The sequence below is a fragment of the Ruegeria sp. HKCCA5839 genome, from assembly GCF_013035585.1.
Lineage (GTDB): Bacteria > Pseudomonadota > Alphaproteobacteria > Rhodobacterales > Rhodobacteraceae > Ruegeria.
Genome location: NZ_WQIE01000003.1, coordinates 202,412 through 226,027 on the forward strand (window position 1 = coordinate 202,412; position 23,616 = coordinate 226,027).

Genomic DNA, 23,616 nt, shown 5'->3' on the forward strand with positions numbered 1-23,616 from the left:
TTGGAACCGGCTACACTGTCGGTATGTTCGCGGCAAATTTCATAGGGGAATACCGTCATGAAAGATATCCTTTCCGAACTCGAAGACCGCCGCAGCAATGCGCGGCTGGGCGGTGGGCAGAAACGGATTGAGGCTCAGCATGCTCGTGGCAAACTGACCGCGCGCGAGCGGATCGAGCTTTTGGTCGATGAGGGCAGCTTTGAAGAGTTCGACATGTTTGTCAGCCATCGCTGCACTGATTTTGGAATGGAAAAACAAAGGCCCGCTGGCGACGGGGTGGTGACGGGCTGGGGCACGATCAATGGCCGTATGGTCTATGTGTTCAGTCAGGATTTTACCGTGTTTGGTGGGTCTCTGTCGGAAACCCATGCGCAGAAGATTTGCAAGATCATGGATATGGCCATGCAGAACGGCGCGCCTGTGATTGGCATCAACGACTCGGGTGGAGCCCGGATTCAGGAAGGCGTGGCGTCACTTGCAGGCTATGCCGAAGTGTTTCAGCGCAACATCATGGCCTCGGGCGTGGTGCCGCAAATCAGCGTGATCATGGGCCCTTGCGCCGGGGGTGCGGTCTATAGCCCGGCGATGACGGATTTCATCTTCATGGTCAAAGACACATCCTACATGTTCGTCACCGGGCCAGATGTGGTGAAAACAGTCACCAACGAGGTGGTCACCGCCGAGGAACTAGGTGGTGCCTCGACCCATACCAAAAAATCCTCGGTCGCCGATGGCGCGTTCGAAAACGATGTCGAAGCCTTGGCCGAAGTGCGTCGACTTGTCGATTTCCTGCCGCTCAACAATCGTGAAAAGCCACCCACACGGCCTTTCTTTGATGACCCAGGCCGGGTGGAATCTTCGCTGGACACATTGATCCCTGACAACCCGAACACGCCCTATGACATGAAAGAGCTCATCACCAAAGTGGCGGATGAGGGCGATTTCTATGAGATTCAGGAAGATTATGCCAAGAACATCATCACTGGTTTTATCCGGCTCGAAGGCCAGACGGTCGGCGTAGTCGCCAATCAGCCGATGGTTCTGGCAGGCTGTCTGGATATCGACAGTTCGCGCAAGGCAGCGCGGTTTGTGCGGTTCTGCGACTGTTTCGAAATCCCGATCCTGACGCTGGTGGATGTGCCTGGGTTCCTGCCGGGGACATCTCAGGAATATGGCGGCGTGATCAAGCACGGAGCCAAGCTGTTGTTTGCCTATGGTGAAGCGACGGTGCCCAAGGTCACGGTCATCACTCGCAAGGCTTATGGCGGGGCCTATGACGTTATGGCGTCCAAACACCTGCGAGGTGATTTCAACTATGCCTGGCCCACCGCTGAAATTGCCGTGATGGGTGCCAAAGGCGCAACCGAGATCATTCACCGCGCCGATCTGGGTGACAGCGAAAAGATTGCGCAGCACACGCAAGACTATGAAGAGCGCTTTGCCAACCCGTTTGTTGCCGCTGAACGCGGGTTCATCGACGAGGTGATCATGCCGCATTCAACACGTCGCCGGGTTTCGCGCGCCTTTGCCAGCCTGAGGAACAAGCAGCTGACGAATCCGTGGAAAAAGCACGACAACATTCCGCTCTAACGCACACAGAAGGTCTGTTAGCCTCCGATGATCCGCACCAAAAGACATATCCCCGCGCAAGCTTTGAGGCGCGCGCGCGCGACCCCGGAAAGAGGAGGCCGCATTATGCGGTTCCGGGGTCGTGGATGTGTTTTGGCGATCATGTTGTGTTGTCCGGCCTATGCGCAAAACCTTCTGCCTGTCCCCTCGGGCCAGCCGGTCGAGTTGAACGACGTTTTGCTGGACAACAACCCCGGTGAGCTTTGGGTGCGGTTCCGGTTTGTTGCGCCCAAAATCGGCGCGACAGTTGGGCGTATCACCTATGACATCGCGGCCATAGACATGGCACATCTATGCGAGGCTTTGGCCGTACCCTACGTCGCGCAGCATGGTTTGGATCCGGCCCGTATCGTGATTTCATTTGCAGACCGCGCGCTGGAGTTTGGCGCGTCGACGCCCGAGGCCACTCAGTTCTTTGAAGCCTACCGGTTGGATGACAGCCAGTGTATCTGGGAAGGGCTCTGACCATGACCACGGTTCATGTGCCACAGGCAATCTATTCCACCCCTAGCTCCTCGGAGAATTCAATGGCTTGCCCAGCCTTTTCACCCTTGCGTCGAAATTCGCAGATGTTGATCGGAGAAACACCATGCTGAAGCATCGTGGTTTTCCTGGGCGTCTGACCGGCACCGACTTCCAGTTCACCATTCGTCGCGCGAACCCGAAAGGCGCAACGCCGCTGACCCGGAGAGAGCGTTTTCGGGATCGCAAACCCGCCGACCGACGCGCGGATGCCGCTTTTGTCGAGGCGCTTTGGCTACATTTCGGCGATCAGCCGTTCGAACGCGGAAACCTGGATGCGGGGCGCCTCAGCTGGCTCTTTGGACGCGAAGTGATAGCGGCAGAGGAGCCTTTTGATCCAACAAGTTACGAAGCGCTTCTGGTGATCGACCCGGTCGTTTTGCAGCAATCTTTCCCTGATGTTTTTGATCGGGCCGGGCAGGCGTGACCTTTGCCAGGGGACATATCAATGGGCCAGGCATGGACCGTTTCGGCGCAAATCTGCGCGTGTCCCAACGGAATGGGCGGGATTCAGCCGGAAAGCAATGCGCTGAAATAACGATGTTTGTTTGCTCGGAGGGCGGATGCAACCTACACGTGCCGTGCGGCTCTGTTTTGCCTGCGTCGCACATGCACCTACTATTCCGTACCCCTTCCTTACGCGGGCAGGCATGTGTCCCCCACATTCACCTGCCCGCGCTTTTCTTTGCGCACAAGCTTGCTTGTCGGCGGCGCAAGTTTGCGCATCTGCCGGAAATTGAGCGCGTGTTATTGAATATCAACGCGGATTTCGTGCATCTGACGGCCCAATCGACAAGACAACCAGAAGGGCAGTCATCATGCGTATCTCGCGATTCTTCTTTGTGGCAGCAACCTGCGCGGGCCTTGCGGCCTGCGGCGACTCGACCGGCGAACAGGCCTTGCTGGGCGGTGGCGCCGGGGCCGTTGGGGCAGCTGTCCTCAATGCTGATCCGATTCTCGGCGCGGCCGTCGGGGCTGCCGGTAACGTGCTTTACTGCAAAACACAAAACAACTGTAACTGACACAGCTATTCGAGGCGCTCGGCGTCTCGATTCTATTCACGCGCAACGCCGCCGCGGGGTTCATACCCTACGGCGGCGTTTTTGCGTTTCCCGAACACCAAGCCAAAGGACGTTCCATGTTCAATAAGATCCTGATCGCCAACCGGGGCGAGATCGCCTGCCGAGTCATCAAGACCGCGCGCAAGATGGGTATCGGCACCGTCGCCATCTATTCCGATGCGGACAGGAATGCGTTGCATGTGTCGATGGCGGATGAAGCCGTCCATATCGGTCCGCCCCCGGCCAACCAGTCCTATATCGTGATCGACAAGGTGATGGACGCGATCCGCCAAAGCGGCGCGCAGGCGGTGCATCCGGGCTATGGCTTTCTGTCGGAAAACGCCAAATTCGCCGAAGCGCTAGAGGCCGAGGGCGTCGCCTTTGTCGGCCCACCCAAAGGTGCGATCGAAAGCATGGGTGACAAGATCACCTCCAAAAAGATCGCGCAGGAGGCGGGAGTGTCCACTGTGCCCGGCTATATGGGACTAATTGAGGATGCGGATGAGGCCGTCAGGATTTCCAACGAGATCGGCTATCCGGTGATGATCAAGGCCAGTGCCGGTGGCGGCGGTAAGGGGATGCGGATCGCCTGGAATGATGAGGAAGCGCGCGAAGGGTTTCAGTCTTCCAAGAACGAGGCCGCGAATTCCTTTGGCGATGACCGGATTTTCATCGAGAAATTCGTCACCCAGCCGCGCCATATCGAAATTCAGGTGCTCTGCGACAGCCACGGCAACGGCATTTATCTGGGTGAGCGCGAATGCTCGATCCAGCGCCGCAATCAGAAAGTGGTTGAAGAAGCCCCGTCGCCTTTCCTTGATCCCGAAACACGCCGCGCGATGGGGGAACAGGCCGTCGCCTTGGCCAAGGCGGTGGATTACGCAAGCGCCGGAACGGTCGAGTTCATCGTTGATGGGGACAAGAATTTCTATTTCCTGGAAATGAACACTCGCCTACAGGTTGAGCATCCGGTGACCGAGCTGATCACAGGCGTCGATCTGGTGGAACAGATGATCCGGGTGGCTGCGGGCGAGAAGCTTTCGATAACGCAGGATGACGTGACCCTGACCGGCTGGGCCATCGAAAACCGACTTTACGCCGAAGACCCGTATCGCAATTTCCTGCCCTCGATCGGGCGTCTGACCCGTTATCGCCCACCGCAGGAGGTCGCTGCAGGGCCGCTACTTGCCAACGGAAAGTGGCATGGCGACGCGCCCGAGGATGACGCTGCGGTTCGCAATGACACTGGCGTCTATGAAGGCGGTGAGATCAGTATGTATTACGACCCGATGATCGCCAAGCTTTGTACCTGGGCTCCGACGCGGGAACAGGCGATTGAGGCGATGCGCGTGGCGCTCGACAGTTTTGAGGTCGAAGGCATCGGCCACAACCTGCCGTTTCTGTCGGCGGTGATGGACCACCCGAAATTTGTCAGCGGCGACATGACCACCGCGTTTATCGCAGAGGAATACCCAGACGGGTTTGACGGAGTGATCCTGCCCGAAGGCGACCTCCGCCGCATCGCTGCGTCTTGTGCAGCCATGCATCGGGTTGCCGAAATCCGCCGCACCCGCGTGTCTGGCCGGATGGACAATCACGAACGCAAGGTGGGCAAACGCTGGAATGTCGCGGTGCAAGGCCAGGAGTTTGATGCATCGGTCGAAGCAGACAAGCAAGGTGCCACGGTTGAATTTGCTGATGGCGAAGCTTTGCGGGTTGCCTCGGACTGGACGCCTGGGGATCAGCTGGCTGAGTTGGATGTCGACGGCTCTCCGCTTGTGATGAAAGCCGACAAGATCTCGGGTGGGTTCCGCATCCGCAATCGGGGCGCAGACCTGAAAGTGCATGTGCGCCGCCCGCGTCAGGCCGAGCTGGCCAAGCTGATGCCCGAGAAACTGCCGCCTGATACTTCGAAGATGCTGCTTTGTCCCATGCCCGGCCTCATCGTGAAGGTCGATGTCGAAGTTGGGCAGGAGGTGCAGGAGGGGCAGGCGCTGTGCACCGTCGAAGCGATGAAGATGGAAAACATCCTGCGCGCCGAGAAAAAGGGTGTGGTCGCCAAGATCAACGCAGGCCCAGGCGACAGTCTGGCCGTAGACGACGTGATCATGGAGTTTGAATAACCTTGTTCGCCGCTTTGCCATATCATCCAGGGACGCTAGCGCATGACGCCGGCACCTTGGGTCGTGGCAATCGCGCTCAACCGCCTTCGCGCCGTTCCCGGATTTCACGTTCGCGCAAGGGCGTTTTGTCAATGGACCGCCCAATCTCGCGCACGCTCCAGGGGGAGGGCTTGCGCAGCTTGACCACGCCGTCCTTGTCCACAAACACCATCTGGAAACCACGCGGGCGCAGCTGTGACCGGATCGGCGAACGCGCGGACGGATCGGTATCCGTCAGGACTATGACGTCCCGGTCGCGCATCGCGTCTTCCCCTTCAAGCAACATATCGATCTGTTGCTGGAACCTTGGGTCGGCCGGGGTGTCTGCAAAGACCACAATAGGGCGTTTGACCCAAAGAAATTCGCTAAGATCACTGTCGCCGGTGGGCCGAACAAATTCGTCATCCGCAGGCGCAGAGCCGTCGGCGGCCAGCGCGGCCAACGGGAATAGTGTCGAGAAAACAAGGGCAAGCGTTCGTGTCATAAGGCCTCCTGTTCCATCGAATATAACCCGTGTTTGGGGGAATGCGACCGTTGGAATGCAGGATGTCTTCAAAAAGTCGTACATCGCGTGCGCATTGGTGGGTTAGGCGGATGGAAATCACATTGCATTTCGGTGCACATCGCTGCGCGACCACCAGTTTTCAGGAATACGTCCGGCGCAATGCAGCCGAGTTGAAACAACAGGGTGTAGCTTTCTGGGGCCCTGAAACCACGCGTGAAACCGATTTGATCGCGTTGAAAACCATGACGGACGCATCGCGGGCCGAGTTGCAACACGAACTGGACCTTTGCCAGTCACGGGGCGTTACGCATCTGTTGGTCAGCGAAGAGAACTTTCTGGGCATGATGCAGCAGAATTTTCACAAAGGAGAGCTCTATCCCGAAGCGCGCTTGCGTGCGCAATTGGTATCTGGCGCTTTTGGCGCGCGCGTGACGGCGATTGCTTTGAATATTCGGGCCTTGAACACCTATTGGGCGTCTCTTGCGGGTTACGCCGCGCGCAACGGCAAACATTTCGGGCCGCATATGCGCTGGCAGAAGATTGCGAAACATGACCGCAGTTGGCGAGCTGTGGTCACTGACCTTGCCGATGTGTTCCCCGGTATTCCCCTTTATGTGCTGCCTTTCGAGGAGTTTGCGGGGCATCCGGATGCGCAATTGGCGCAGCTTTTGCGTTCAAACACCCCCGAGCGGTCATCGAATCTGTGGCTTAGCAAGGATGAAGACGCGAGGCCTCAGGGCCTGAACAGCGCACAGGAAATGAAACTTATGGCGACGTTCGCTGACGATCTAACCTGGCTGGCCGATGGGGCCGATGGGTTGGCCCAACTGTGTTTGATGTCTGAAACAGCACGCGGTGCAGCAACGCCTGCCTATGACCGAATAGACGAGAGGAATGCGACATGACCGAAACGAAGGACTGGAAAGCGCTGGCCGAGAAAGAGCTGCGCGGTCGTCCCTTGGAGGATCTGACGAAAAAGACGCTGGAAGGCATCGACGTCAAACCGCTCTATACTCAGGAAGATACGGCTGAATTGCCACATATGGGTTCGCTGCCTGGCTTTGGCCCGTTCACGCGCGGCGTCAAGGCGACGATGTACGCAGGTCGCCCATGGACGATCCGGCAATATGCGGGGTTTTCAACGGCCGAGGAATCCAACGCCTTTTACCGCCGCAATCTGGCAGCGGGGCAGCAGGGGGTTTCCGTTGCCTTCGATCTGGCCACCCATCGCGGCTATGACAGCGATCACCCACGTGTGGTGGGCGACGTGGGCAAGGCCGGGGTCGCCATCGACTCGGTCGAGGATATGAAAATCCTGTTCGACGGCATTCCGCTGGATCAGGTTTCGGTCTCGATGACGATGAACGGCGCGGTGATCCCAATTTTGGCCAGTTTCATCGTTGCAGGCGAAGAGCAAGGCCATGACAAATCGGTTCTGTCCGGCACCATCCAGAATGACATTCTGAAAGAGTTCATGGTGCGCAACACCTATATCTATCCGCCGGAACCTTCGATGCGGATCATCTCGGACATTATTGAATACACGTCGAACGAGATGCCGAAATTCAACTCTATCTCGATCTCCGGCTACCACATGCAAGAGGCAGGCGCGAACCTGGTGCAAGAGCTGGCCTATACGCTGGCCGACGGGCGCGAATATGTCCGTGCAGCAACCCAAGCCGGGATGGACGTGGACAAATTTGCAGGCCGTTTGTCGTTCTTTTTTGCCATCGGCATGAATTTTTTCATGGAGATTGCCAAGCTGCGTGCGGCGCGGACCTTATGGCATCGGGTGATGACCGAGTTTGGTGCAAAGTCCGAGCGGTCGAAAATGCTGCGCACCCATTGCCAGACCTCGGGCGTGTCGTTGCAGGAACAAGACCCCTATAACAACGTGATCCGTACCGCCTATGAGGCGATGAGCGCTGTTCTGGGCGGTACACAGTCGCTGCACACCAATGCTCTGGACGAGGCGATTGCCCTGCCGACTGATTTTTCGGCGCGCATTGCGCGAAACACCCAGCTTGTGCTGCAGGAAGAGACGGGTGTGACCGATGTGGTCGATCCGTTGGCCGGATCCTATTACGTGGAAAGCCTGACCAATGAGTTGGTCGAAAAAGCCTGGGCCCTGATGCGAGAGGTCGAAGAGATGGGCGGTATGACCAAGGCGGTGGCTTCGGGCATGCCCAAGCTGCGGATCGAGGAAAGCGCCGCGCGCCGTCAAGCCATGATCGACCGGGGCGAAGAGGTCATCGTCGGCGTGAACAAATACCGCAAAGAACAGGAAGACCCGATCGACATTTTGGATGTCGACAATGTTGCTGTGCGTGAGGCTCAGGTGGCGCGACTGGAGCGCATCCGCGCCACGCGTGATGACGCTGCGTGTCAGGCGGCGTTGGACACCCTGAGCAAGACCGCCCGTGACGGTGGAAACCTGCTGGCCGCCGCCGTCGAGGCCGCCCGCGCCCGCGCATCCGTAGGAGAGATCAGCATGGCAATGGAAAAGGAATTCGGTCGTCACCGCGCCGAAGTAAAGACTCTGGCCGGGGTCTATGGCGCCGCCTACGAGGGCGACGAAGGCTTTGCCGCGATCCAGAAATCCATCGAGGCGTTTGCCGAGGCCGAGGGCCGCCGCCCGCGTCTATTGGTGGTCAAGATGGGGCAGGACGGGCATGACCGAGGTGCCAAGGTCATCGCAACCGCCTTTGCCGATATCGGCTTTGACGTGGATGTGGGGCCCTTGTTCCAGACCCCTGCCGAGGCGGCACAAGATGCGGTGGACAATGATGTGCATGTGGTTGGCATCTCGTCTCAGGCCGCTGGTCACAAGACGCTGGCACCGCAATTGGTGGAAGAGCTGAAGAAGGCCGGGGCTGAGGATATCATCGTCATCTGCGGTGGTGTGATCCCCCAGCAGGATTACCAGTTCCTTTATGATCATGGGGTGAAGGCTATTTTTGGTCCCGGGACCAACATACCCGAGGCGGCGCAGGATATTCTGGGCCTCATCGGCGAAGCGCGAAACGGATAGTTCGGAGGGCGCTGTCTGCCACCGGTCGCACTGGTGCTTGCTTGCCGCCGAGGATATTTCTAGCCAGATGAAGACGCGGATCTTTTGGCGTGGGGCGGTTGATCGTAGCTAAGATCGTGTCTCCTGGTGGAGGAAAGACAATGAGACTGGACCATTTGGCGGTGGCGGGAGAGACGTTGGAGGAGGCGTCGGCCCATATTGAGCAAGCCCTTGGCGTGCCGTTGCAAGAGGGTGGCAAGCACGAGAAGTTTGGCACCTATAATCGACTGCTTGGCCTTGCGGAGGGGCTCTATCTGGAAGCGATTGCGATCGATCCTGACGCGCCGCAGCTGGAACGTACACGATGGTTCGATCTGGATCGGTTCGCGGGGCAGCCTCGGTTGAGCAATTGGATCTGCAGCGTGCCGGATATTGCGTCTTCGCTGTCGATTTTCCCTGATGGCGTCGGAGAGCCGATTGATCTGGCGCGCGGGGCCTTGCGCTGGCAGATGGCGGTGCCGCCGGGCGGACGCTTGCCGTTTGACAACCTGTTCCCGGCGTTGATTCAGTGGCACGGTGATCTGCACCCGGCGGGGATGTTGCAGGATCGCGGTTGCCGTCTGACCCGTTTGGTCGTGTTTCACCCTGACGCGCTCGAGCTGGCAAAACTGCTGGGTGAGCTGCAATTCGTGGTCTTCGATACCGGACCTGCGGCGCTGCGGGCGGAGTTTCAGACACCGCATGGGCCGCGCGTGTTGGAATGAATATTCGTAAGGCACGTGTTGAGGATGCAGCGGCCATAGCGAACATCACCAACCCCATCATCCGCGACACGTTGGTGACCTTCACAACGGACGAAAGAGATGTAAGTAGCATTGCCGTCGATATCGAACGGCGGGGGTCTGCGTTTCTTGTGGCTGAGCAGGGCAATGACGTTGTGGGCTTTGCCACATATGGGCCGTTTCGGTCCGGCCCCGGCTATGCACGGAGCTGCGAGCACTCGGTCCAATTGTCGCCCAATGCACGCGGGCAGGGAACAGGGCGCGCCTTGATGGTGGCGCTGGAACAAGTGGCGCGTGCTGCGGATGTTCATGTTCTTGTGGCGGGGATATCTTCGGCCAATCCGGGCGCCGTCGCCTTTCATGCGTCGCTTGGCTTTGTGCAGGTTGGCCGAATGCCAGAGGTTGGCTGGAAATGGGGCCAATGGCTGGATCTGATCCTGATGCAAAAAATTCTTGCTCCGCAGTCATCTGTCGCACCTGACACCGGGGAAACTCCACGTTAGGGTGCGCCTATGTCGATCTGGACTCGTATATCCGATGCGCTGAGCGCGTTGGCCCAAGGTGAAAGCCTGACGGCCGTTTTCGAAAAACTGCGCACCCCACCCGAACGGTCTGTGGCCTTTACCATCGCCGTCATCGCGCTGGGCGCGAAGATGGCCAAGGCAGATGGGCAGGTCACGCGCGATGAGGTGACCGCCTTTCGGGATGTGTTTCAGATCGCGCGCGAGGATGAGGCCAACGCGGCGCGCGTGTTCGACATGGCCCGCACCGACGTGGCGGGCTATCAGGACTATGCCCGCAAGATCTCGGTCATGTTTTCCGATGATAGCACAACGCTGTGTGACCTGATGGAAGGTCTGTTCCATATTGCTTTGGCAGATGGGTTCTATCACCCGAACGAGGATGAATTCCTGGAACAGGTGAGCCGTATTTTCGGCCAGACCGATGCGCAATTCATGGCCCTGCGGGCCCGGTTTGTACCGGATGCGCCGCACGACCCCTATACGGTTCTGGGTGTACCCCGCGACATGCCCGTAGAGGAAATTCGCAAGGTCTGGCGCAAGCTCGTGCGGGATACGCATCCAGATGCGATGATGGCACGGGGGGTGCCTGAAGAAGCGGTGCGACTGGCCGAAAAGAAGATGATCGATATCAACCGTGCCTGGGACGAAATCAACGGCGCACGGGTCTGAACGATGCGATTGGCGACCTACAATATCGAATGGTTCGCCAATCTTTTCGACCGCAAGGATAGGGTGCTGGTCGATGATGAATGGTCTGGCCGCCATGACGTCACCCGCGCGCAGCAGGCCGAGGCAATTGCCAAGGTTCTGACGGCCTTGGACGCCGATGCGGTCCTGATCGTCGAAGCACCAAATACCGGCAAGTCTCAGAACACCGTGCGTGCCTTGCAGGGGTTTGCGGAAGCGTTTGATCTGCGCACCACCCATGCGGTGATGGGTTACCCAAATGACACCCATCAGGAATTGGCGCTGCTCTACGACGCGAACGTTCTCAAGCCTCGCCACGATCCGGTCGGGGAACCCAGCGATCCAACCGCGCCTCGGTTCGATGCGGAGTTCCGCATTGACCTGGATGTGGATGAAACACAGGACGTGGTGCAGTTCTCCAAGCCGCCGATGGAGTTGGCCGTCGAAACTCAAGCGGGAAACGCGTTTCGGATGATTGGCGCGCATCTGAAGTCCAAAGCGCCGCATGGGGCCGGATCGCGCGACGAGGCGATTCGGATATCGATCGCCAATCGCCGCAAGCAATTGGCGCAAGCGATCTGGCTGTCGCGTCGGGTGCGGGGACACCTGGACAGTGGGACACCGACAATTCTGCTCGGCGATCTGAATGACGGGCCCGGTTTGGATGAATTCGAGCATCTTTTTGGCCGATCATCCGTTGAAATTCTGTTGGAGGCGGGATTGTTCGACCCCCATGCCGCCAAAGCTCTGGGGCCACGACCCGGGTCGCTGCCGTCAACAGCGCGGTTTGCGCGCCCGGATGAAGGACGGTTTCTGGAAGCTCTGTTGGATTACATCATGATCAGCGACGACTTGCTGCAGCGCGACCCAAGCTGGCGCATTTGGCATCCGTTCCGGGATGCGGTTTGCTGGTCGAACCCAGAACTGCGTGAGGCGTTGCTGACCGCGTCGGATCACTTCCCGGTGACGTTGGATATCGACCTCTGACCTTTCGCCCATGGTGCGCAAGAGCTATATTGAGCCCATGAAACAACTTTTGATCTCTTCCTGTCTGAGCGTTGCCATGGCGCTGCCTGCGGCGGCGCAAGAGCAAGATGGCCCGTCGCTGATGGAACGCGGGGCCGAGCTTTTTCTGGAAGGGCTACGGCAGGAAATGGAGCCCGCTCTGGAAGACCTGCTGGGGCTGGCAGATCAGTTTGGCCCAGCGATGCAATCTTTTCTGATGGAAATGGGCCCGGCCCTGGCCGAGCTTGCCGCGCAGATTGGAGATTGGAGCGCCTATGAGTTGCCAGAGATGCTGCCCAACGGTGACATCATCATTCGCAAGAAGTCACCGCAGGATGAGCCGGACTTGCCGCTACCAGACCCGGAAACTGGCATAACTGATATTTGATACGCGCCGCGCGTTCCTAGCGCCGGACGATCACGCGGGCTTCGGCTTTCAGGGCATTTGCCAATGATTTGAACCGGGCCTCGGCCACTTCGTTGAATACGGGTTGTGCGATCTTTGGCAGGATCAGCTCAATCTCTTGTTTCTTGGGATAGAATTTCAGTTTGCCCATCGCGGCGGTGTTCGGCATCCACAGCATCGCACCAAACCGCATGGCCTTGCCCAGAACTTCGGCCTGCTTCTGGCTGCGTTCGTCCAGCAACTCATAGAGCGGGGCAAAGCGGTTGCCCTCGCGTTTGTTGCGATAGCGATGCTGCAGCGCGAGTCCGATGAACACGCGTTCGGAATGTTTCAAACCGCTCATGTTAGCGCGGGTGACATATTCGAAACAGACCTCGGCGCGATAGTCGGGATGCGCGCGCCAGCTAACGTCATGCAACAGGCAAGCGGCCTTGATCAACCGCACCTTTTGCGGCGGGGCCGAGCGAAAGAGCGGCATAACAAAGTCGAACAGATGCTTGCCAAAGCCCGGCAGGCGGGCGTCCTTGGCTTCGGCAAAGCGGCTGGCTTCGATCAACGGATCCCGGTCCCGCAGATGTTGGGGCATTTGTTCGAACAGCAGCCCTTCGCGAATGCCATAGCTGGATATGGCGATATCCTTGGGTTTGAACGTGCGGATCAACCGGGCCAGCACGTCCATCGCATAGGGCATCAGCGCCATACGCGAGCCGGACACACCGGCCTGGCTGCGCAGCTCATCCGCGTCGCTTTTTTCGATGAGCTTAATGGTTTCGCGCACGTGCTGGTGGGTCATGCGGTATTCATGCAGAACGTTCAGAGGATACCTGCGGCGCAGCATGTCGATCCGGGCAAAGGCGCGCCAGCTGCCGCCGACCAGAAACAGACGGTCTCGTTGTAGACCCATCTGGTCGCGCATCTCTTCCATCGTCTTCTTGATATGGGCTTTGCGTGCTCGGCGTCCGCCCTTGATGTCGCGCAGCTTCAGCGGCCCAAGGGGGGAGGTCATCCGTCGGCCCACTTGCCCGTCTCCGATCTCGGCCAGCTCGACGGAAGAACCGCCGATGTCGCAGATCAAGCCGTAGGCTCCGGGCCAGCCCAGCAGGACGCCTTGCGCCGAAAGCCGCGCCTCTTCCGCGCCATCGACGACCTGAATGTTCAGGCCAATCTCGCGCTCGACCAGATCGCAAAAATCGGGGCCGTCTTCGGCTTCGCGTACAGCCGCCGTAGCCACGGTATGAAGCTTGGGGACGCCCAGATCATTTGCCACGTGACGAAACCGCCGCAGCGCCGCCATCGCCCGCTCGCATCCGCGTGGATTCAGGCGCCCGGTTTCCGACAGGCCCGCACCCAATTCGCACATGACCTTTTCATTATAGAAGTAAGCCGGTGACCTTGCGGCGCCGTCAAAAATCACCATTCGGACAGAGTTTGATCCGACATCCACAACCCCCACACGCGACAGGGCGCGCAGACTTGGATCACCGATCAGTGGCTTGCCGAACGGCCCATAGTCCGTGGCGTCGATCTCGGTGCTGTGTTCCATCATATCCCCGGTCTTTTGGGTCGCAGGATGCGCAATCGTCATGGCTGGGTCAATCATCCCCATGGTCTTTGTCGTTGCGGGCGTTCAGAACCCGAACGGCCAGTGCGCGGGTGATCTCGCGCTTTTCGTCCAGCGCAATCTGGTCCAGCCGATCAACCACGAGGGCGGCCGATTCAAAGCTGCGATCCATGTGTTTGACCAGATAGGCCATTACGTCGGGGGCCGGATTCAGTTGCCGGTCGGTAAACAGCTTGGCCAGCACCGCGCCCAGCAAGGCATCATCCGGGGCCTCAAGCGCAACGTGATGTGCGCCTTCAATGCGGCTTTGCAGATCGGGCAGGGTCAGACCCCAGAAACTGGGCGCGGCGCGCCCGGTCAACAGCAGGGAATTGCCTTCGGCCAGAACCAGATTGTGCAGATGGAACAGGGTTTTCTGCTGCTCAGGATCCGTTGCAATCAACGGCACGTCTTCCACGGCGACCGGACCCCGCGCCAATTGCGGCACGTCATCATGGCGCAGGGTGCTGGCCTGAATAATGGCGGCCTTGGCCTCGGCGGCCCAAACATGGGTCAGGTGTGTTTTGCCCGATCCGGTTGGGCCGGTCAGAACCAGTTTGCCCCCGGGCCAAGAGGTGGCAGAGATCATGGCAACCGCCAAGGCATTGGCCGGAGAAACAAAGAAATCCTCGCGCCCCAAAGCGATTTTTGAGGGCAGGTCAAAGCTGAGTTGAGTGGCCATTCACGCGTCGTCCTGCGCTTGTCCTTCCAGCCCCGTATAGAGGCGACTGTCGAGGTAGAGCGACGTCCCGAAACGCGCCAGCACGCCCAAGCCTGCGGCCACAGGAACCGCGATCAGCATACCGACAAAGCCAAACAGCGCCCCAAAAACTGACAGCGCCAGCAGCAACCAGACCGGGTGTAGCCCCACCGAACTGCCGACCAGTTTTGGGGTCAGGAAATTGCCCTCGGTCACCTGACCGACCGCAAAGATGCCTGCAATCAATGCGATATGGGCCCAATCGCCCCAGAATTGAAACAGGGCCAGGCCGATGGCCAACGCTCCGCCAATCAGAGCGCCCAGATAGGGGATGAACGTCACCATTCCGGCGATGAATCCTACGATCAAACCAAATTGCAGTCCCGCCAGCATCAGAGCGACGGCATAATAGGTACCTAGGATCAAACAGACCGTGCCCATACCGCGCACAAATGAGGCCAGAACAGCGTCGATCTCGCTTGCGAGACGCTTGATGGTGGGGGCATGGTCACGCGGCAGCAGCTCGCCAATGCGGGCGATCATGCGGTCCCAATCCATCAGTAGATAGACCGAGACAACCGGGACGATGACAATCAGCACAACGATATTGATGGCCGAACCCAGTGATGCCAGAACCGTTTGCAGAACATCACCGGTTTTGGATTTCAGGGTCTCACCGAATGACACAAGCATCTGGTGCGTGCTTGATTCCTGATCCAGCAGGGACGGGAACTGACGTTCGATAAAGCCGCGCAGCTCTTTGAACAGGCTGGGAAGGAGTTCAACCAGATCCAGCAATTGCGTGATCAGCGCGGGTACGACCATCACGATCAGCAAGACAAAGCTCAACACGCCAACCACGGTAATCACGGCAGTTGCCGCCATTCGGGACAGGCCCAGTTTCTCAAGTCGGTCGGCGACCGGGTCCAGGAAATAGGCGATGGCGCCACCGATCACGAACGGCAGAAGAACGTCGCCCAAGGCCCAGAGAATCAACACAAAAACCGCAGCCACCACACCCCAGTAGCGAAGCTGATCCTTAACCGGCAAAGCCATGGCGATCCCCTTGTTGCGGCTCTTGAGGTTGTTCTTGGCGCATCAATGGCGCTGATGCAAGCGCTTCATCCGGCCCGCTTTTCCTTGCCCGGCAGTTTCGGCGTCAAACCCTGCGTTGCGACCCAGGGTGGTAAATTTGTCATTGCGTGATTGCCCCCGGCGGGGCTTTGGCATAATCACCTTTTGATGTTCCAATTCACCTTTGAAGGTTAAATAATGCGCCTCAGCCGTTACTTTTTGCCCGTTCTCAAGGAAAACCCCTCCGAGGCTCAGATCGTCAGCCATCGGCTGATGCTGCGCGCAGGCATGATCAAGCAAGCCGCTGCGGGGATTTATTCCTGGCTGCCACTGGGCTTCAAGGTTCTGCGCAAGCTGGAAAACATCGTGCATGAGGAACAGGCGCGGGCCGGGCATATCGCCATTCAGATGCCGATCCTGCAGTCGGCGGACCTGTGGCGCGAGTCCGGGCGTTATGACGACTACGGCCAGGAAATGCTGCGGATGCAGGACCGGCACGGGCGCGATATGCTTTACACGCCAACGGCTGAGGAACTGGTGACTGACATTTTCCGCGGCCACGTCAACAGCTATAAAGACCTGCCGCTGACGCTCTATCAGATCCAGTGGAAATTCCGCGACGAGATCCGCCCGCGCTTTGGCGTGATGCGTGGGCGCGAGTTTTACATGAAGGACGGGTATAATTTTGACCTGACCAAAGAGGACGCGCTGCACGCTTATAACCGTCATCTGGTCAGCTATCTGCGCACCTATGAACGCATGGGCCTGCAAGCCATCCCGATGCGCGCGGATTCCGGTCCCATTGGTGGGGATGACACGCATGAGTTCGTGGTGCTGGCCGACACTGGTGAATCCGAGGTCTTCTATGACAGTGCTGTCACCGACCTGACCTTTGGCGACAGGGACATTGACTATGATGACCGGGCGCAGTGCCAGGCCATTCTGGAAGAGTTCACCTCGAAATACGCGCGCACCGATGAAACCCATGATGAGGCGCTGTTTCATCAGGTCCCTGAGGAGCGTCGCCGCGTGGCGCGTGGTATCGAAGTCGGTCAAATCTTCTATTTCGGCACCAAATATTCCGAGGCGATGGGCGCGACTGTCCAAGGCCCCGACGGCAAGCCGACCCCGGTTCATATGGGCAGCCATGGCATCGGTGTCAGCCGTCTGATCGGCGCGATTATTGAGGCGAGCCATGACGACAAGGGCATCATTTGGCCCGAAGGCGTGACCCCGTTCCATTGCGGCATCGTGAACCTGAAGCAAGGTGAAGAAGAGGCTGATGCGGCCTGCGACAAACTCTATGCTGCCTTGACCGCGCTGGGCCTTGAGCCGCTTTATGATGATCGTAACGAACGGGCAGGGGGCAAGTTTGCCACCATGGATCTGATCGGTTTGCCCTGGCGGATCACTGTGGGTCCACGTGGCCTGAAAAACGGTGTGGTCGAACTGACCAGCCGCCGCACAGGCGAAAGCGAAGAGCTGAGCCCCGAGGCTGCGGTCACCAAGATCGCCGAGATTTATGAGCAGCTCGGCTGAAGCCTCCTCCCCGCTGATCTCGGTCGTCACGGCGACCTATGATCTGCTGTCGCAAGGGCGGCAGGCGGGGTTCGAGCGCGCGATGGCCTGCATGGCGCGCCAAAACTGCGCCGAGGCCGAGCATATCATTCAAGACGGTGCCTCGACCGATGGTACCGTTGCGTTCGTTCAGGAACTGGTCGATCAGGCCCCGAATGCGCGTCTGATCTCTGAACCCGATACCGGGCTTTATGACGCGATGAACAAGGGCGTTGCAGCCGCGCGCGGAGAATACGTTCTGTTCTTGAACTCGGACGACGCGCTTGCCTCGGATGATGTGCTGAACATGGCCGCTGATCGGTTACGAGCAACACGTCCTGCCTTTCTATACGGCTCTACGGTGCAAAAGCTCCAAAGCGGCGAGACGCGCAAAGAAAAACGGATGTCGGTCACAGCCATTCTTCAGCGCATGCCCTTTTGCCATAACTCGGTTTTTCTGCGCCGCGACGTTTTTCTGGCCTTGGGGGGACATGACACCAATTTTCGGATCGCTGCTGATTACGACCTGATGTTGCGACTGATCGCGTCTGGGTATCAGGGGGAGCGTATGGACGATGCGGTTTCGTTGTTCTGGGACAGAGGTGTGACCCAGGATGATGCCGAAACCGGGCTGGACTATGCAAGGGTCTGGCTAAAGTTCTACGACGGGTTCAAGTCAGCCCGAAACCTGACGCTTGAGGACTTTGCCGAGTTCTACAGACGCGGCCACATGCCAGCGCGATTGCAGCTTGAGCTTTTGCGCAGGCCGGACACGCCCGAGCCGATCAAGATTGCAGCACGACATTGCTTGGCCAAAACCCTGCGCCGTTCGCTTCAGGTCTGGCGCAAATACTAGGCGCGGCTGATGTGCGGACGGGCTGTCAGTACGTCGCCATCTGCGTGCTTGCCTCGGGCCACGACGATCGGGCGCCCCATTCGGCGTACCAGATCCAGAAATTCGATCCCGAGAAACTTTAGCCCGCAGACCCGCTTGCCCGTTTCGTGTTCGGTGATGCACAGCCGACCACGTCGGAAGGCGAGGCGATAGCCTTTGTCCTTCAGAACCTCGGCCAATGCGGTCCAGCTGCCCGCATTTGCGAAGATTGGGCGGATTGTCGCCCGTAACAGCATGGCCGTCTCACAGTCTAACTGTTGCGAGGCTGATATTGCCTCTTCCCGGCCTGCGTCCTTGCTTTCCCCTTCAATACTCATGAGCGACCCCCGCTCTGAATTTGTGTTCCCCCAACGATAGGGTGTCGAAATTTCCCAAAATAAGCAAAATGCGAAATCAAATTAGCCAAATACCGTTGCAAAATGAGTTCAGTTGCCATTGGGTCCGTGAATTAAACCCATATCGGAAACAATAACGCTGTGTCTGTGAAGAACTTCTCAACCAAAAGTTTACTAAGTTTTGTTCCAACTCATTCAGCATCGTGTAGGTCTTGAAGACCTACCGTTTTGTGACGACTTGTGTAGTGACCTGGAAGAAACTCTGGTACATGCTCGACTGAAGGCAGAGCAATTGGGGGCCGACGCCGCGTGCTAAGTTTTGCGACGATAGTGTATTCGAAAGATGTGCCGCTGCTAGAGCTGCAGGCCAGGTCTTTTGCGCGTTTTGTCGATCCGGAAATGGTCGCCTCGATCCACGTCATCATGAACGATGTTGATGAGGCCGGGTTGCGTACCAAGATCGATCCGATCTTGCCCTCCTACGGCCCGTTGCGATCCAAAGTTCACGTCGTCGGGGGCGATGAGGTTTTGTTGGGGCCAAAGCATTGCGCAAAACGCCCGACCCTGTATCGCGCTCTGATCGAGAACCGGTATCGCATCCCCTTTGCCCGCAACGGTGGCTGGCGCGGAAACAACGGATACCGCACGCAACAAGCGCTCAAACTTGGATCTGCGCGCGTGGCTAAGTCTGAAAACATGGTCCTTTTCGATGCCAAGAACCTTTTACTGCGCCGGTTCGATATGTCCGAGTTTTTCTCGGACAGCGGTGCCGCGCGGATCAACATGTTCAAGATCGAAAGTGATTTCCATCGCAACTGGCTGCTGCAAAGCCTGGATGCGTTGGATGTTCCGCATCCCGATATGGATCAGGTGAGGACGACAACCTTCGCTACTCCGTATCCGGTCCGGCGGTCACTGATCCTTGCGCTGCTGGATGAGATCAACGAACGCTATGGATCAGTGCAGGCGCTCTTTGGCTCGCGGCGACGTCCGTCCGAGTTCATGTTGCTCAATGCTTACTGCCTGAAAACGCAAGGTGGGCTGGACCCGTGGTATGAAGCGGTGACAGATCACAATATCGGCCTCTGGCCGACCTATTCGCCGCAGCAATTGGCGCATCAAGTTGCGCGAATCGATGATCAGGCGTCGCTGAGCCTTGGTTTGCACAACCGGGCAATTTCGAACCTGCCTGCGGATTTGCGCGATACAGTGTTCAAACAGCTTGAGGTGCGCGGTGTTTGCAGCCGTGGAATAACCAAAGCCATTCTGGACAAAACATCCGCTCTTTCTGCCTAACTCCAAGCCCTGGATGTCTAACGGCTTGACCCTTGGCGGAAATCCCGAAAGGGTCTGCGCCAAAGCAATGCCGGAGCAGTAATGGCCACGACCCCCCCTCCTTTTGCCCCGTTTGAGTGGAAGATTGCATGGCGCTATCTGCGTGCGCGGCGCGCCGAAGGCGGTGTCAGCGTGATGACCTGGATCTCGCTGATCGGCATCACCTTGGCAGTTTTTGCGTTGATCGCGACCTTGGCAGTGCGGTCCGGCTTTCGCGCGGAGTTTGTTGGTACGATCCTGGGGGCCAACGCGCATGTCAGCGTGTATTCCGCCGGAGAGCTTGACGCGCAGGGCCGGGTTGATCGGACACTGACAGATTTCGACGGCATGGCACAACGCATTGCTGATGTGCCCGGGGTTGAACGTGCCGTGCCCTTGGTCAAGGGGCAGGTTCTGATCACCAACCGAGACCGCAGCACCGGTGTTGAGGTCTTTGGCATGCGCCCAGAGGATCTGTATCAGCTGCCGGGCATTGCTGAGAGTGATCAGGCTTACGGTGATCTGAGCCGATATCCCGAGGGTATCGCAATCGGCTCCGGCGTGGCCCGCGCAATTGGCGCAACAGTGGGTGACCGGATCAAGGTCACATCCCCCAACGGGGTCAAGACGGCTTTTGGCACATCGCCCAGGGTCAACGCATATGAGGTGGTCTATGTGTTCTCGGCTGGCCGCTACGACATCGACCGCACGCGGGTCTACATGCCGTTTGCCGAGGCGCAGAGCTTTTTCAACCGGGAAGGTGTTGCCGATGAGATCGAAGTCATGGTGGCACATCCGGAAAACCTGAACCCTGTTCTGATCCCGATCCTCGAAGCTGCAGGCGAGCGGTCGCAATTATGGACATGGCAGGACGCCTCTGGCGGGTTCCTGCGTGCCCTTGAGGTTGAAGACAATGTCATGTTCATCATCCTGTCGATCCTGGTTCTGATCGCCACGATGAACATTGTGTCGGGTCTGATCATGCTGGTCAAAAACAAGGGTCGGGATATCGGGATCTTGCGCACCATCGGGCTGAGCGAGGGGTCAATCCTGCGCGTGTTCTTTATTTGCGGTGCGTTCACCGGCATCATCGGCACCACGATGGGCGTCATTCTAGGATGCCTTTTTGCGCTTTATATCGATCCGATATTCTCGTTCGTGAATTTCCTGATGGGGGGCGGAGTGTGGGACCCGGCCATTCGCGGGATCTATGCTCTGCCGGCCGAGTTGCACTTGTCTGACGTATTAAAGGCCATCGGCTTGTCGCTGGGATTGTCCTTCCTTGTCACATATTTTCCGGCCCGTCGCGCGGCGCGGCTAAACCCGGTTGAGGCTCTGCGCTATGAGTGATGTGGCATTGCGGCTGACCGGTCTGACGAAAACCTATCTGCAAGGTACACCGGCCGAAGTGCAGGTGTTGCGCGGCGTCGATCTGGAACTGCGCGCGGGCGAGGCGGTGGCGCTTGTCGCGCCTTCTGGGGCTGGGAAGTCTACGCTGTTGCATATAGCAGGACTACTCGACACTCCGGATCAGGGAACGGTCGAGGTTGCAGGACAAGTGGCGTCAGGCACAAGTGATCGAAAACGCACGGGTATTCGCCGTCAGGATGTGGGCTTTGTCTATCAGTTCCACCACTTGCTGCCCGAGTTCACCGCGTTGGAGAATATCGTTCTGCCGCAACTGGCGAATGGGGTGTCTGAGGCCGCGGCCAAGGATCGCGCTATGCAGTTGCTGGATCGCGTCGGCGTGGCTGCGCGGGCGGGGCACCGACCGGCTGCCTTGTCGGGCGGAGAACAACAGCGGGTTGCGTTTTGTCGTGCCCTGGCCAATGCCCCGCGCGTGTTGCTGGCGGATGAACCAACCGGCAACCTTGACCCCGGCACATCTGATCAGGTGTTCGAGGCGCTGATGTCTCTGGTGCGCGAGGCCGGATTGTCGGCTCTGATCGCCACGCACAATCTTGACCTTGCAGCGCGTATGGACCGGATGGTGCGACTGGAAAACGGTGTGCTTAGGCCAGTTGGGTAATCGCAACGCCCAAAGCCATCACCGCAATACCGCCCGCCCGTATCCATGTCAGCGGTGAGACTTGTGCGCCAAAAAGGCCGAAATGGTCGATGGCAGCTGCGCTGATCAACTGTCCCAGCAGAACAAAGAACACCGCGTTGCCGACACCGAAATGCGGGGCCACATGGGTGATGGACAGAACGTAAAAGGCGATCAGCACACCAGCCAGAAACAGGTGTTTGGGCGCTTGCGCCGCTTTGGCGAACCCCGAGGTGCCGGGCAGCAGGACAAGAGCCAGAGCCGAGGTCGCGAAGGCAATCGCAAACAGGATGACAGCGGCCGTGTTCGGAGACCCGATCATCCTGCCAAGCGCGGCGTTCAGCGCCGCCAGTATCGGGATGCCGAATCCCGCGACAAGCATGATCGCTGCGTATTGTGTCATATCGCGCCCTTTCCTCCGCCCCATTGATCTGGATCATTGCGCCCCGCGCGCTTGCCGACAAGTCTGTAAATGACTGAAACCAGTGGAGGATGCGATGAGAGGCACGGTTCTCACACTTTGTTTTGCCAGTGTATGTGCGGTATCTGGCTCAGAGGCTTTGGCACAGGACGCGCAAGTTGGCGCAGAGCTTTATCAGCATTATTGCGCGACCTGTCATGGGCTGGACGCAACCGGGAACGGGCCGATGGCCGGGGTTCTGGTGGTTCAGCCAGTGAACCTGCGGACGCTGGCCGGTGACGATGGCGTGTTCCCAACAGCGCGTGTCGTTGCGCGGATCGACGGGCGGGATCCGTTGGTCAGCCACGGTAGCCCGATGCCTGTCTATGGCCCCTATTTCGAAGGCCAGGATACTGCGATGAAAACGCCCGCGGGGCAGCCTATTCTGACCAGCCAGCCGATTGTCGATCTGGTGGAATACTTGATGACCATCCAGGACGGTTAACCGGTTCAGCGGCAAATGCCTTCGATCGCGGCGCCCGCCCAGGGCAATTCGACATCGCGTTCCCTACGGCCTTGCGGCAGGGTAGAAACGTCCATGTGTTTGCTTAACATGTCGTGGAGCCGCTGGGTACGCGGCGCGTCCGGGTCCAGCGCGCGGCAACAAACATACTCTTCGACAATCGCGCCTTGCTGTTCGAACCCATAGGCCAGAAAATCAGGCGAGGTATCAAGGTCAAACAGATAGGGATCGTCCTGTCCCGTATGCTCAGCCGCGGCGCGCAACGGGTGATATCCGGTGGTGGCGCGATTCTGCCATTGCCAGACATGGGTCAATTCGTGCGCCAGCAACATGGCCGCAATCAAGTTCACGCGCTCGGGGTATTTCGACATGTAATCGTCAAGATACCAGTCTTTGGTAAAGTAGACGCGGTTGAACAGGGCCACGGCAGCAGGTTTTCCGGTGACGGTTTCTTCCTTGACCGGAGGCAGGATGCGTTCGCGGCACGCCAAGCGCGGTCTGGCTTTGCGCGTGTAGGTGACCGAAGCCACAGGCGCTCCTTCTACCAGACGGACGCGATCCAGGTTCAGCGTTTCACCTTGAATGTTGCTCGCAAAAGCGCGTTCCTGTTCTGTCAGAGGGCGACCACAGGTTGCCAGCACCATAAGAAAAGAAAGCAAAAGAAAACGCGTCATACTACGCAACCGTAGCGCGCGTTGGTGCTTGCGCAAGCGGTTTTCACGAGCGGTTTGATTCGAGGTCGGCGCGTGATTGCCCGCGAAGCTGTTTCCAGGCGGTTTCGGCGCCAATTTCTTTAGCAAAGTCGCGCAATTGGCAGAGTCCGCGATATTCATAATTGACTAGTCAATCAAAATCCCGCAGCCTGTCTTCTGTCTAGG

Annotated in this window: 25 protein-coding genes; 18 read left to right on the forward strand and 7 right to left on the reverse strand. The window is 58.4% G+C overall.

Annotation, left to right across the window (positions count from 1 at the left end; all coding sequences use genetic code 11):
- Positions 1 to 57 precede the first annotated feature (57 nt).
- The 5 genes from GOV38_RS10580 (at position 58) to GOV38_RS10600 (ending at position 5,335) form a co-directional block, all read left to right on the forward strand.
- Complete coding sequence (locus tag GOV38_RS10580) at positions 58 to 1,590, forward strand: acyl-CoA carboxylase subunit beta (RefSeq protein ID WP_171101887.1); 1,533 nt, start codon at positions 58 to 60, stop codon at positions 1,588 to 1,590.
- 105 nt (positions 1,591 to 1,695) lie between these two features.
- Positions 1,696 to 2,094, forward strand: coding sequence for a DUF6497 family protein (locus tag GOV38_RS10585; protein WP_254430631.1), 399 nt, complete (start codon positions 1,696 to 1,698; stop codon positions 2,092 to 2,094).
- Positions 2,095 to 2,218: 124 nt separating this feature from the next.
- A complete protein-coding gene (locus tag GOV38_RS10590; protein WP_171209888.1) occupies positions 2,219 to 2,578 on the forward strand; it encodes a hypothetical protein in 360 nt (119 codons plus the stop codon).
- A gap of 391 nt (positions 2,579 to 2,969) precedes the next feature.
- The gene (locus GOV38_RS10595; RefSeq protein ID WP_171101889.1) at positions 2,970 to 3,173 is read left to right on the forward strand and encodes a hypothetical protein; all 204 of its coding nucleotides are present in this window, start codon (positions 2,970 to 2,972) and stop codon (positions 3,171 to 3,173) included.
- Positions 3,174 to 3,289: 116 nt separating this feature from the next.
- Positions 3,290 to 5,335, forward strand: a complete 2,046-nt coding sequence (locus GOV38_RS10600) for an acetyl/propionyl/methylcrotonyl-CoA carboxylase subunit alpha (protein WP_171209887.1) — start codon at positions 3,290 to 3,292, stop codon at positions 5,333 to 5,335.
- Positions 5,336 to 5,411: 76 nt separating this feature from the next.
- Here the strand turns inward: GOV38_RS10600 and GOV38_RS10605 are convergent, their stop codons facing one another.
- Entirely contained in the window at positions 5,412 to 5,858 is a 447-nt protein-coding gene (locus tag GOV38_RS10605; protein WP_171209886.1) for a DUF4174 domain-containing protein, read from the reverse strand.
- A 110-nt stretch (positions 5,859 to 5,968) separates the two neighbouring features.
- On the opposite strand from GOV38_RS10605, the gene GOV38_RS10610 reads away from it, so the two are divergent.
- The 7 genes from GOV38_RS10610 (at position 5,969) to GOV38_RS10640 (ending at position 12,275) form a co-directional block, all read left to right on the forward strand.
- On the forward strand, positions 5,969 to 6,784 hold the full coding sequence (locus GOV38_RS10610; RefSeq protein WP_171209885.1) for a hypothetical protein: 816 nt from the start codon (positions 5,969 to 5,971) through the stop codon (positions 6,782 to 6,784).
- On the forward strand, positions 6,781 to 8,910 hold the full coding sequence (gene scpA, locus GOV38_RS10615) for a methylmalonyl-CoA mutase (protein WP_171209884.1): 2,130 nt from the start codon (positions 6,781 to 6,783) through the stop codon (positions 8,908 to 8,910). Before GOV38_RS10610 ends, scpA begins: the two co-directional genes overlap by 4 nt.
- A 140-nt stretch (positions 8,911 to 9,050) precedes the next feature.
- Positions 9,051 to 9,653, forward strand: a complete 603-nt coding sequence (locus tag GOV38_RS10620) for a VOC family protein (protein WP_171209883.1) — start codon at positions 9,051 to 9,053, stop codon at positions 9,651 to 9,653.
- The gene (locus GOV38_RS10625; RefSeq protein WP_171209882.1) at positions 9,650 to 10,174 is read left to right on the forward strand and encodes a GNAT family N-acetyltransferase; all 525 of its coding nucleotides are present in this window, start codon (positions 9,650 to 9,652) and stop codon (positions 10,172 to 10,174) included. The genes GOV38_RS10620 and GOV38_RS10625 overlap by 4 nt, the downstream gene beginning before the upstream one ends.
- Before the next feature lie 9 nt (positions 10,175 to 10,183).
- Positions 10,184 to 10,864: a molecular chaperone DjiA gene (locus tag GOV38_RS10630; protein WP_171133496.1), complete on the forward strand. Its 681-nt coding sequence runs from the start codon at positions 10,184 to 10,186 to the stop codon at positions 10,862 to 10,864.
- Positions 10,865 to 10,867: 3 nt separating this feature from the next.
- Positions 10,868 to 11,869, forward strand: a complete 1,002-nt coding sequence (locus tag GOV38_RS10635; protein WP_171209881.1) for an endonuclease/exonuclease/phosphatase family protein — start codon at positions 10,868 to 10,870, stop codon at positions 11,867 to 11,869.
- Between the two features lie 37 nt (positions 11,870 to 11,906).
- On the forward strand, positions 11,907 to 12,275 hold the full coding sequence (locus GOV38_RS10640; RefSeq protein ID WP_171209880.1) for a hypothetical protein: 369 nt from the start codon (positions 11,907 to 11,909) through the stop codon (positions 12,273 to 12,275).
- Between the two features lie 16 nt (positions 12,276 to 12,291).
- On the opposite strand, the gene GOV38_RS10645 is transcribed toward GOV38_RS10640, so the two are convergent.
- From GOV38_RS10645 to GOV38_RS10655, 3 genes are read right to left on the reverse strand one after another with little or no spacing between them, the layout of a single operon-like run.
- Entirely contained in the window at positions 12,292 to 13,836 is a 1,545-nt protein-coding gene (locus GOV38_RS10645) for a Ppx/GppA family phosphatase (RefSeq protein WP_371808540.1), read from the reverse strand.
- 49 nt (positions 13,837 to 13,885) lie between these two features.
- Complete coding sequence (locus GOV38_RS10650; RefSeq protein WP_171136699.1) at positions 13,886 to 14,575, reverse strand: DnaA ATPase domain-containing protein; 690 nt, start codon at positions 14,573 to 14,575, stop codon at positions 13,886 to 13,888.
- A complete protein-coding gene (locus GOV38_RS10655) occupies positions 14,576 to 15,649 on the reverse strand; it encodes an AI-2E family transporter (RefSeq protein ID WP_171209878.1) in 1,074 nt (357 codons plus the stop codon).
- A 216-nt stretch (positions 15,650 to 15,865) separates the two neighbouring features.
- On the opposite strand from GOV38_RS10655, the gene proS reads away from it, so the two are divergent.
- Positions 15,866 to 17,206, forward strand: a complete 1,341-nt coding sequence (proS, locus tag GOV38_RS10660) for a proline--tRNA ligase (RefSeq protein ID WP_171209877.1) — start codon at positions 15,866 to 15,868, stop codon at positions 17,204 to 17,206.
- Positions 17,190 to 18,080: a glycosyltransferase family 2 protein gene (locus GOV38_RS10665; RefSeq protein ID WP_171209876.1), complete on the forward strand. Its 891-nt coding sequence runs from the start codon at positions 17,190 to 17,192 to the stop codon at positions 18,078 to 18,080. Before proS ends, GOV38_RS10665 begins: the two co-directional genes overlap by 17 nt.
- Here GOV38_RS10665 and GOV38_RS10670 read toward each other — a convergent pair.
- On the reverse strand, positions 18,077 to 18,436 hold the full coding sequence (locus tag GOV38_RS10670) for a hypothetical protein (RefSeq protein WP_171101904.1): 360 nt from the start codon (positions 18,434 to 18,436) through the stop codon (positions 18,077 to 18,079). The genes GOV38_RS10665 and GOV38_RS10670 overlap by 4 nt on opposite strands.
- Positions 18,437 to 18,784: 348 nt before the next feature.
- Here GOV38_RS10670 and GOV38_RS10675 point away from each other — a divergent pair, with 348 nt between their 5' ends.
- The 3 genes from GOV38_RS10675 (at position 18,785) to GOV38_RS10685 (ending at position 21,797) form a co-directional block, all read left to right on the forward strand.
- A complete protein-coding gene (locus GOV38_RS10675) occupies positions 18,785 to 19,750 on the forward strand; it encodes a DUF6492 family protein (RefSeq protein WP_171213004.1) in 966 nt (321 codons plus the stop codon).
- An 81-nt stretch (positions 19,751 to 19,831) separates the two neighbouring features.
- Positions 19,832 to 21,118: an ABC transporter permease gene (locus tag GOV38_RS10680; RefSeq protein ID WP_171209874.1), complete on the forward strand. Its 1,287-nt coding sequence runs from the start codon at positions 19,832 to 19,834 to the stop codon at positions 21,116 to 21,118.
- Positions 21,111 to 21,797, forward strand: a complete 687-nt coding sequence (locus GOV38_RS10685; RefSeq protein WP_171209873.1) for an ABC transporter ATP-binding protein — start codon at positions 21,111 to 21,113, stop codon at positions 21,795 to 21,797. Before GOV38_RS10680 ends, GOV38_RS10685 begins: the two co-directional genes overlap by 8 nt.
- Here GOV38_RS10685 and GOV38_RS10690 read toward each other — a convergent pair.
- Entirely contained in the window at positions 21,781 to 22,218 is a 438-nt protein-coding gene (locus GOV38_RS10690; protein WP_171209872.1) for a DMT family transporter, read from the reverse strand. The genes GOV38_RS10685 and GOV38_RS10690 overlap by 17 nt on opposite strands.
- Before the next feature lie 94 nt (positions 22,219 to 22,312).
- On the opposite strand from GOV38_RS10690, the gene GOV38_RS10695 reads away from it, so the two are divergent.
- A complete protein-coding gene (locus GOV38_RS10695) occupies positions 22,313 to 22,720 on the forward strand; it encodes a cytochrome c (protein WP_171209871.1) in 408 nt (135 codons plus the stop codon).
- Between the two features lie 5 nt (positions 22,721 to 22,725).
- Here GOV38_RS10695 and GOV38_RS10700 read toward each other — a convergent pair whose 3' ends face one another.
- Positions 22,726 to 23,412 carry a hypothetical protein gene (locus GOV38_RS10700; RefSeq protein WP_171209870.1) on the reverse strand — a complete coding sequence of 229 codons (687 nt, stop codon included), beginning with the start codon at positions 23,410 to 23,412 and terminating at the stop codon, positions 22,726 to 22,728.
- Between the last annotated feature and the right edge of the window lie 204 nt (positions 23,413 to 23,616).

What these genes read in the sequence shown, in the direction of transcription:
- scpA (WP_171209884.1), top strand. Translation starts at nt 6,781, where the DNA reads ATGACCGAAACGAAGGACTGGAAAGCGCTGGCCGAGAAAGAGCTGCGC.
- GOV38_RS10655 (WP_171209878.1), bottom strand. Translation starts at nt 15,649, where the DNA reads ATGGCTTTGCCGGTTAAGGATCAGCTTCGCTACTGGGGTGTGGTGGCT.
- GOV38_RS10645 (WP_371808540.1), bottom strand. Translation starts at nt 13,836, where the DNA reads ATGGAACACAGCACCGAGATCGACGCCACGGACTATGGGCCGTTCGGC.
- GOV38_RS10680 (WP_171209874.1), top strand. Translation starts at nt 19,832, where the DNA reads ATGGCCACGACCCCCCCTCCTTTTGCCCCGTTTGAGTGGAAGATTGCA.
- GOV38_RS10580 (WP_171101887.1), top strand. Translation starts at nt 58, where the DNA reads ATGAAAGATATCCTTTCCGAACTCGAAGACCGCCGCAGCAATGCGCGG.
- GOV38_RS10600 (WP_171209887.1), top strand. Translation starts at nt 3,290, where the DNA reads ATGTTCAATAAGATCCTGATCGCCAACCGGGGCGAGATCGCCTGCCGA.
- GOV38_RS10650 (WP_171136699.1), bottom strand. Translation starts at nt 14,575, where the DNA reads ATGGCCACTCAACTCAGCTTTGACCTGCCCTCAAAAATCGCTTTGGGG.
- GOV38_RS10625 (WP_171209882.1), top strand. Translation starts at nt 9,650, where the DNA reads ATGAATATTCGTAAGGCACGTGTTGAGGATGCAGCGGCCATAGCGAAC.
- GOV38_RS10700 (WP_171209870.1), bottom strand. Translation starts at nt 23,412, where the DNA reads ATGACGCGTTTTCTTTTGCTTTCTTTTCTTATGGTGCTGGCAACCTGT.
- GOV38_RS10610 (WP_171209885.1), top strand. Translation starts at nt 5,969, where the DNA reads ATGGAAATCACATTGCATTTCGGTGCACATCGCTGCGCGACCACCAGT.
- GOV38_RS10695 (WP_171209871.1), top strand. Translation starts at nt 22,313, where the DNA reads ATGAGAGGCACGGTTCTCACACTTTGTTTTGCCAGTGTATGTGCGGTA.
- GOV38_RS10665 (WP_171209876.1), top strand. Translation starts at nt 17,190, where the DNA reads ATGAGCAGCTCGGCTGAAGCCTCCTCCCCGCTGATCTCGGTCGTCACG.
- GOV38_RS10670 (WP_171101904.1), bottom strand. Translation starts at nt 18,436, where the DNA reads ATGAGTATTGAAGGGGAAAGCAAGGACGCAGGCCGGGAAGAGGCAATA.
- GOV38_RS10590 (WP_171209888.1), top strand. Translation starts at nt 2,219, where the DNA reads ATGCTGAAGCATCGTGGTTTTCCTGGGCGTCTGACCGGCACCGACTTC.
- GOV38_RS10595 (WP_171101889.1), top strand. Translation starts at nt 2,970, where the DNA reads ATGCGTATCTCGCGATTCTTCTTTGTGGCAGCAACCTGCGCGGGCCTT.
- GOV38_RS10630 (WP_171133496.1), top strand. Translation starts at nt 10,184, where the DNA reads ATGTCGATCTGGACTCGTATATCCGATGCGCTGAGCGCGTTGGCCCAA.
- GOV38_RS10685 (WP_171209873.1), top strand. Translation starts at nt 21,111, where the DNA reads ATGAGTGATGTGGCATTGCGGCTGACCGGTCTGACGAAAACCTATCTG.
- GOV38_RS10585 (WP_254430631.1), top strand. Translation starts at nt 1,696, where the DNA reads ATGCGGTTCCGGGGTCGTGGATGTGTTTTGGCGATCATGTTGTGTTGT.
- GOV38_RS10635 (WP_171209881.1), top strand. Translation starts at nt 10,868, where the DNA reads ATGCGATTGGCGACCTACAATATCGAATGGTTCGCCAATCTTTTCGAC.
- GOV38_RS10605 (WP_171209886.1), bottom strand. Translation starts at nt 5,858, where the DNA reads ATGACACGAACGCTTGCCCTTGTTTTCTCGACACTATTCCCGTTGGCC.
- GOV38_RS10690 (WP_171209872.1), bottom strand. Translation starts at nt 22,218, where the DNA reads ATGACACAATACGCAGCGATCATGCTTGTCGCGGGATTCGGCATCCCG.
- GOV38_RS10620 (WP_171209883.1), top strand. Translation starts at nt 9,051, where the DNA reads ATGAGACTGGACCATTTGGCGGTGGCGGGAGAGACGTTGGAGGAGGCG.
- GOV38_RS10640 (WP_171209880.1), top strand. Translation starts at nt 11,907, where the DNA reads ATGAAACAACTTTTGATCTCTTCCTGTCTGAGCGTTGCCATGGCGCTG.
- proS (WP_171209877.1), top strand. Translation starts at nt 15,866, where the DNA reads ATGCGCCTCAGCCGTTACTTTTTGCCCGTTCTCAAGGAAAACCCCTCC.